Origin of the sequence: Vibrio sagamiensis NBRC 104589 (assembly GCF_007990935.1) — a bacterium.
Lineage (GTDB): Bacteria > Pseudomonadota > Gammaproteobacteria > Enterobacterales > Vibrionaceae > Vibrio > Vibrio sagamiensis.
In genome coordinates this window covers 1-8,113 of the sequence record NZ_BJXJ01000069.1, presented here as the reverse complement: position 1 = coordinate 8,113, position 8,113 = coordinate 1, and the positions used below count along the sequence as shown (strand labels likewise).

2 protein-coding genes and 1 pseudogene are annotated in these 8,113 nt (G+C 42.6%); all 3 read left to right on the top strand.

Annotated features, from left to right (window positions below):
* On the top strand, positions 1-4,205 hold a 4,205-nt coding region (locus tag VSA01S_RS18775; RefSeq protein ID WP_147052747.1), incomplete at its 5' end, for a DUF5801 repeats-in-toxin domain-containing protein.
* Positions 4,206-5,306: 1,101 nt separating this feature from the next.
* Positions 5,307-7,694: a BspA family leucine-rich repeat surface protein gene (locus VSA01S_RS18770; protein ID WP_050567370.1), complete on the top strand. Its 2,388-nt coding sequence runs from the start codon at positions 5,307-5,309 to the stop codon at positions 7,692-7,694.
* 317 nt (positions 7,695-8,011) lie between these two features.
* Positions 8,012-8,113: pseudogene (locus tag VSA01S_RS18765) on the top strand (DDE-type integrase/transposase/recombinase); the annotation flags it as partial.

Below are 8,113 nucleotides of genomic sequence, written 5' to 3'. Positions count from 1 at the left end.
TGTTGGAATACAACACCGGTAGCGGTTGGGTCACATTACCTGCCGATGGTCTAGTGACTGTCCCTGCAGGTATGACCGAAATTGATGTTAGAGTTCCCACAGTTGATGACTCCAACTACGAAGGTCCAGAGAACTTCAGCGTTGATGTGACAGGCGTTGGTGCAGTGCAAGGTACCGATAGCGGCACGGCCACCATTGTGGATGACGGCACAGGTCCGGGTCCAAACCCTGATGACGATCGCCCAACGGTTTATATCAATGATGTAGGTATAGTCAATGAAGGGGAAACCGCTCAGTTTGTAGTTTCTTTAACCAATGCTATTAATGTTGAAGAACAGGTTCAATTGACCCTTAACCTCGGTGATACAGAAATTGGCGATTTAGGTACTGTTGAATACAACACGGGCAGTGGCTGGAATAGCTTACCGCCTAATGGAATTGTCACTATTCCTGCTGGACTGAGCCAATTTGATGTCAGAGTACCTTCAGTCAGTGATGAAGTTTACGAAGGTTTAGAAGATTTCTCACTAACCGTTACGGGTTTGGGTGCGATTCTTGGTTCAGACACTGGTGTTGCCGCTCTTATTGATGATGGAACAGGTCCGGGGCCGAATCCTGATGATGATCGCCCTATGGTATTTATTAGTGATGCCGGAACTGTTGTTGAGGGGGAAATCGCAAACTTCGTTGTGTCTTTAAACAATCCAACTGAAGCCGATAGTCAAGTTCAGATCACGCTTAATATGGGAGATACCCAAGTCGGAGATTTGGCCGGGTTGGAATATAACACTGGCAGCGGTTGGGCAGTCTTACCAAACGATGGAATTGTCACTATTCCTGCCGGTATGACAAACTTTGATGTACGTGTCCCAACCGTTATCGATTCTGTATATGAAGGAATTGAAGACTTCAGTGTTAGTGTAACGGGCCTTGGTGATGTTCAAGGCGCAGATACGGGTATGGCGTCGATCATTGACCAGAATACCGCTCCGGTCATCTCAGCAATTACAGATGCGGTTGTCTCTGAAGAAGGCCTAGCAGATGGGATACCTGATTCAGTTGGTGTGCCAACCGATACAACCAATGCCCCGAGTTTTAATGGCTCGTTCACCCTAGAAGATTTAGGTTCAGACAATTTATCTGTGGTCTTAGCTGGGCCAAGTGACCTTGTTTCTTCTGGTGAACCGGTATTTTGGTCTTGGGACTCTGGTTCTCAAACCTTGACGGCTTCTACGGCGAGTGTTGCCAATGTTGCAACAGTCGTTTTAACCGAGCCTTCTCCTTCTGGACAGGGTAATTGGGGTTACACCGTCACTCTATTTGAGCCCATTGATCACCCAGATAATGACATGGAAGATGTATTATCGTTTGATTTACAGCTTACAGTAAGCGATGGGCTGCTCACAACTACCGACTCAATTAATGTTGTGGTTGAAGACGACAGTCCTTATGTGGATCAATCCATTCCAGCCGTCACTGTCGCACTGACTGGTCTTCCTGAAACCGTCAGCGGTAAAGTGAGTTTTACTGGCTGGGAAGACGATGCGTTTAGCCGAACATTTAATGATATTGAAGTCACCGCAGTTGGCTTTATGTCTGATGAATCGACTGTGCTTGGTGCTGCGGAAGTCAATCAATCTCATCTGGGTATTGGAGTAAAAAGTGTTGGTAACAATGGTTTTGCGCTTCCTAATGAGGTTGACTACCGTTTTGCTGGCGATACTGGTGTATCAGAACAACTTATCTTTGACCTTGGTTCCAAAGTTGCCTTTGGTGCTGAAATCGAGTTTGAAATGATGTTCGGTGGCGAGTTAGAGGTTGGTTTGGCTTCTTTTTATCTTGATGGTGTTTTGGTCGACCAAAAACCTTTCAACTCAGATGCGGCGAGTGGCGACTATGCAAAAGACTTTAGCATTCTATCTAGTGGGTTCAATAAGATAGTCCTGGAGTCGACGGGCAATGGTAATCAGCCTTTCTCTGCAGACAATAGTGACTTTACTGTTAAATCCATCACATTTACAGGGGTAGACCCAACCAAAGCATTAGCCAATGCCAATGGCACAATCAGTGGATTATATGGTGCGGATGGACCGGGTGAAATAGCCTTACTTGGGGCTGAAAATGGGCTGAAAACCGCTGATGGTGAGCCAATTTATGTCTCGGTTGATCCGTCAAACCCTGATCGTTTGATTGGTGAAACTCAAGGTAAAGTTGCTTTTGAGGTTCTGTATGCACCAACCTCTGGAGAATGGGAGTTTTTCCAATATCTTCCATTAACTTTACCAGACGATGGCAGCATTGATTTTTCTTATAATATTACCGATAACGACGGGGATACGAAAGTAGGGCACTTTGCCGTTGCGCCATATTCACCACCAAACTTTAGAGATGATATCGATCTGTTTATTTCAGAAGAAGGCCAATACCCATCAGGGATAGAAGATGACGTTGCGTCGAACGGTTTCTTAGATACGACAGACTCTGCATCTGATTGGGGACATTTAACCAATGGAGAAAATATCGACTCTGCTACCCTTGGAATACCTAATGTTACTCTGACCAGTAATGATACGGTGGTCGAATGGAGCTTAACCAACAACGATCAAAGTTTGTTGGGTAAAGTGGGGGGTAACCTGATTCTTGAAATAACGATCAACGACAGCGGTACCGTCAACACTGAGCTGTTCGGGCCGATTGATCATTCGAACCCGTCAGGTGAAGATGCTCTTGAGTTGTTAGTTCCGGTGAATGTTTCAAATGAACTTGGCCATACTAACACCATTGATGTTCCGGTGGTGATTGAGGATGATTCACCTAACTCGTTGACCATCACTCATGATGTCGTGGCTCAGGATGGTGACAACAATAACATCCAATTAATCTTTGATTTATCAGGTTCCGTCAACGTGGACAATCGTCTTCCGTCGATGAAAGATACGGCGACTCAACTGTTGAGTCAATATGAGTCTAGAGGACAAGCCCGTGTGCAATTGGTTGTGTTTGGTAATGCCGCGGTGACATTATCCGTTGCCGGCGCAACCTGGTTGACCGTTGATGATGCCAAGGCAGCAATTGCAGCATTCATGGGTGGAGGTCAAAGTAACTATGCCGCCGCCATTGAGCAGGCACAACTGTCGTGGGATGACAGTGGTAAACTATCGGATGCTATCAATACCAGTTACTTCCTAAGTTGCAGTCAAGTTACTGAAGTTGTTCCCAGCTTAGATGCTACCAATGAAGCAAGCTGGATTGAACACCTTAGTGACTCAAGTCGACAAATCATCGCTCTGTCTTATGGCGTTGGCGTAAATTTAGCCGCGGAACAACTTGATAGAATTGCCTACGATGGCGCAGTTAATCAAGATTTGGATGGTGTTTCTGTCACAGACTTTAGTCAACTAAATCCGACAATACTCAAAACAGCCATTGTGGCGGTAGAAGGGAACTTGTTATCAACCACGTCACCTGATACCGGTATTGGTGCTGATGGCGGTTATATCAGCATGCTTGAATACTCAGGTCTCACTTTTACGTTCGATGGTACTGCACTTTCTGTGGCAGGTTCGAATAGTGAGGTGCAGCACTCGTTTGACGAAAATGCGATGACACTCACTCTGATCTTTGATGATAAACACACCTTTGAGGTCAATTTGTCAGAAGGTGAATATGCCTTTTATGGTGTAGAAAATGAAATCCCAGAAACGTTAGATTTTAATTACCGACTTACCGATTTTGATGGTGATAAGTCGAGTAATACTTTGCAATTTATTATTGATGAAGACGGCGGTGTTAATGGCGCGGTTGGAGGGGCATTTAATATTGTTGAAGCTGAACTTAATGTCAGTCACGATATCCTTATTGGTAATGATGGAGCCGAAGATATCTTTACATGGAGCAATGACAGTATCGATTCAGGAACTGATATTATAAGGGGCTTTGAGCGAGACCAAGATAGTTTAGATTTATCAGAAATTTTAGATCAAACCGGTTATGGCTCAGTAGAAGATCTACTCTATGGTATTGATATGAGCATTGAAGGAGATGATTTATCTTTAGAAATAACAAGTATCGATGGCCAATCTATTCAGACTATCGTTATAGAAAATGGTGCGACAGAGTTTGATGACATTATTACAGGGAATATGGACTTTGATAGGGATATTTTGGCCGCACTAACAAAGGCCAATTTAGATCAATCTTTCTAGCAAGGTAAACTGAAATGGTATTTGATTTTGTAATTAAAGATAAAAGTGCGGTGACTACTGGTGATTTTTTTAACGTAAGCCGACAAGATTTAAATTACGTGCTGATAAAAAGCCAGAGAACCTTGAATAACAAGCAGTTGAAATCTCGGGCGACTGTTTGGTTGCCTTTTCTTCAATCGTAACCAAACCGGTTTTGCCACATAAAAATACACTGATCTAAAGGGAAAAAGCCATATGCAAGGGCCTTTGAGGAGACTAATTCAAATGGCCATGCCTCAGTATTTTCATTAAATTTCACTTAATAAGAATAGACCTTGCTAAGCCTAACGAAACCAATGGCACTCTTAACGGGCTTGTTGCAAAAATCTCACTAATTATCAGGTATGCGACATAACAATTCATAATGACCGGAAACTGAGGGTGCAAGAGAAATCTGCCTTCCTCAATGAACTCTTCAATATTTTTGGAGTAAACGCATAAAAAGAGGTGAACAGATAGGCACCTCAGAGATTATTTAATGAATATATCAACAAGGTCGTGATGAATCACTGTTAAAGTTTGGCGAACGTAAGGTTGTGAAATAATCTTAACTATAACTATAACTATAACTATAGTTATGGTTATGGTTAAGCTTATTTCTTTATTTTTTGATACAAGGTTTCATATCTTCATCAGAAATAAAACCGTTTTGGTCGTTGATAGTAAGCAGTCTCATGTTGATCCTTGCTACACAGTCACTAGAAAGTTCCGTATTTGGGTCTCAAGGCTGGGTATCAATATCATGATACGCTGCACGCTTCTGCTACGTTTGTGGACGTCAAAATCTCACGGCTTGAAGCGGCGGTTTGGTACGACTGGTATTGGTAGGAGAAGGCTAGTTTCTATGGACTACTAAGGGAAACTGGGATGTGGATAAGAACACCTCTGATTTTAATCGGAATGCGACCGTTTTTTTGAGCAACAAGGCGTGAAATCCGGTCAATGGCACTTTGAAGGTAACGGGGAGATTCAACCTTTAATATCTAATGCAATTCGAAAAGGGAGCGGCCAATCGTCGAATTGAAATTAACATTGCACCTTTTAAATATGAGGGAAATCAAAATGAATCATCACATTAGAAAAAAGTGGGGCTTACCTGGCTTGCTTTTGGTTCTATCCTTAAGTGGGTGTGACAATGGTACCCACGGAGGTGACCATACAGATATCATCGCTCAGACCTATGACGTCACGGTTAACTCGACTGGTGAAGGAGAGGTGTCTCCTACCACAAACTCAGTATCTACTGGCGATTTATCGACCTTTAGTGTGGTGCCTTATGATGGCTACAGGATTCACAGTGTTTCGGTCACAGATGGGGAGTGTCCCCTTAAGAACGTGACGATTAATTCCATTGACGATGGGTTAGTGAATTACACCGTTGGCCCTGTTAGCAGTGACTGTACTGTTAACGTTACATTTGAGCAATCCACATCTCCTACACAGCCAGCTCGTTTGCGCAATGTAGTATCGATGACAGTTTCTCCTAATGACGGCAGTGGCGGGATCATTCAGTTATCGGAATCCGGAGAGCCTGTTACATCTACGAACTTCTATTTAGCACCTGGAGAATCTCAGACATTCTGGGTCGAAGCCAATGAAAACTACCACCTTAAAGATATCTCAGTCGATGATCCGGAACACTGTAGCATCGCTGTTGCTCTTATTTCCGATGAAGCGTACAGCGTTAAATCCATATTAGGAAAATGTGAGGTGACGGTTGATTTCGAAAAAGTCCGTGCACCTCTCGATCCACTAGCCCCCCAACCTCTAGGCCCCCTAGAATATTACAATATAACCTTTGAGGAGGTAGTAGGTGACGGGAAGGTTAGCATAAACCCCTTACCTATAAGGGTTCCGAAAGGAAAGTCATTCGACTTTTCTGTTACTCCCGTAGAGCAAAGTCGTATTGGGGAAGTGAGTGGTTATGGCTGCTCTGTTTCAACTACTACAGATATAGACCCTTACTCGACAAGTTACTACACCTCGGAGCCTGTCGAATCAGACTGCACTATTACCGTTGAGGCAGAAAAGTATTATACCGTAACCATTTCTCACAGGAGTGAGGGCACAATCAATAATATTCAGGTACTCGATAAAGACGGAAATCCAATTGTGGAACCTCTTGGAAGCATTACGCGGGAAAGCATTGACGCTATTCATAAAATCAAGATGCATTCAGATCAATACGTTACCTTTGAGGCTCAATCAGACTCTGGTTACATTCGTAGTTATGCATCCACTTTAGAGTGCGGCCTTGATTCAAGCAATGGTGTCTATAAAACAAATCAGATAACACGAGATTGTAATTATTATATTGACTTCACTGAAAATTGTAATGGTAAGCCTTTTACATCAACGGAAGACATACAGACTCTGCTTGATAATCCTGATGATGGAAAGGGTACGACCATTGTTTTAAACGATGCGACCCTTCGTAAAGCGGTAACAAACACGTCTGGCAACTCAGGCACTGAATATACAGGCTTGCTCTCTGAAGGTCGAAACATCACCTTTGACACATCATGTGTCACAGATATGAGCGTGATCTTCTATAATGCTGCTGCTTTCAACGAAGACATTAGCCAATGGGATGTGTCCAGTGTGACAACTATGGCCGCGATGTTCTATAACGCTAATAGTTTCAACAAAGACGTTAGTAATTGGAATACTTCTAGAGTGACAGATATGAGCTATATGTTCTATAACGCTAATAGTTTCAACAAAGACGTTAGTAATTGGAATACTTCTAAAGTGACAGATATGAGCTATATGTTCAATTATGCTATTGATTTCAATAAAGACATTAGTAATTGGAAGACCTTCAGTGTAACAAATATGAGTGCGATGTTCATGGGAGCACGGTCTTTCAACGTAGATATAGGCGGCTGGAATGTTTCTAATGTAAGGAATATGAGTTCCATGTTTCAAAGCGCAGCTACCTTCAAAGCAGACATTGGTGATTGGAAGACTTCCAGAGTTACGAATATGAGCTATATGTTCAGTCATGCTACTCACTTCAACGCAGACATTAGCGATTGGGAGACTTCCAGTGTGACGAATATGAGCAATATGTTTGAAGGTACAACTTTCTTCGAAGCAGACATTAGTAATTGGAATACTTCCAACGTGACGGATATGAGTAATATGTTTAGTCATGCTACTTTCAACAAAGACATTAGTAAATGGGATGTCTCCAATGTGACAGATATGAACAGTATGTTCAGTTATGCTATTGACTTCAACGCAGACATTAGTAAATGGGATGTTTCAAGTGTGACGGATATGAGCAGTATGTTCAGTTATGCTACTGATTTCAACCGAAGCATAAGCCGTTGGTGTGTTAGTGAGATAGAGATTCAACCTGATGATTTTAATACTAATTCGGCGTTCGCAAGCCAAAGTTCTTTTCAACCTCAGTGGGGTAAATGCCCTCTCAGGCTTTTAGAATAAGTTTTTTGCAAAAAATCACTTCACGATACCTCTATGAAGTATTTGGATGCTGCATAGGCGGAAACTGAAGTATTACTGAGGTGCTCATTTGGGCACCTCATTTTTACCTCAGACAGTCTTTCCGTCACATGGAGCTGTCTCTCTGATATACATTGCTAATGTGTATATTGAGTAACATTCAAATTCATCCGTTTTGGAAAGAGAAAAACCGGAAGCGTGGATTTTTCATAAAAGACCATTCTATTTAGGCAATGAGTGCATTGGGGTGTATTTTGGGGCTTGTTGCAAAAATCTCACAACCCGTCAGACTTTAACTATTGAAATATCTCAACAATGGCATTTAATCTGACCACGCCCCCATCAAAAAACTTATCGAAGCCACCGGCGGTTTCAAGGTCCGAAAGAGGGCTTGGTCAACG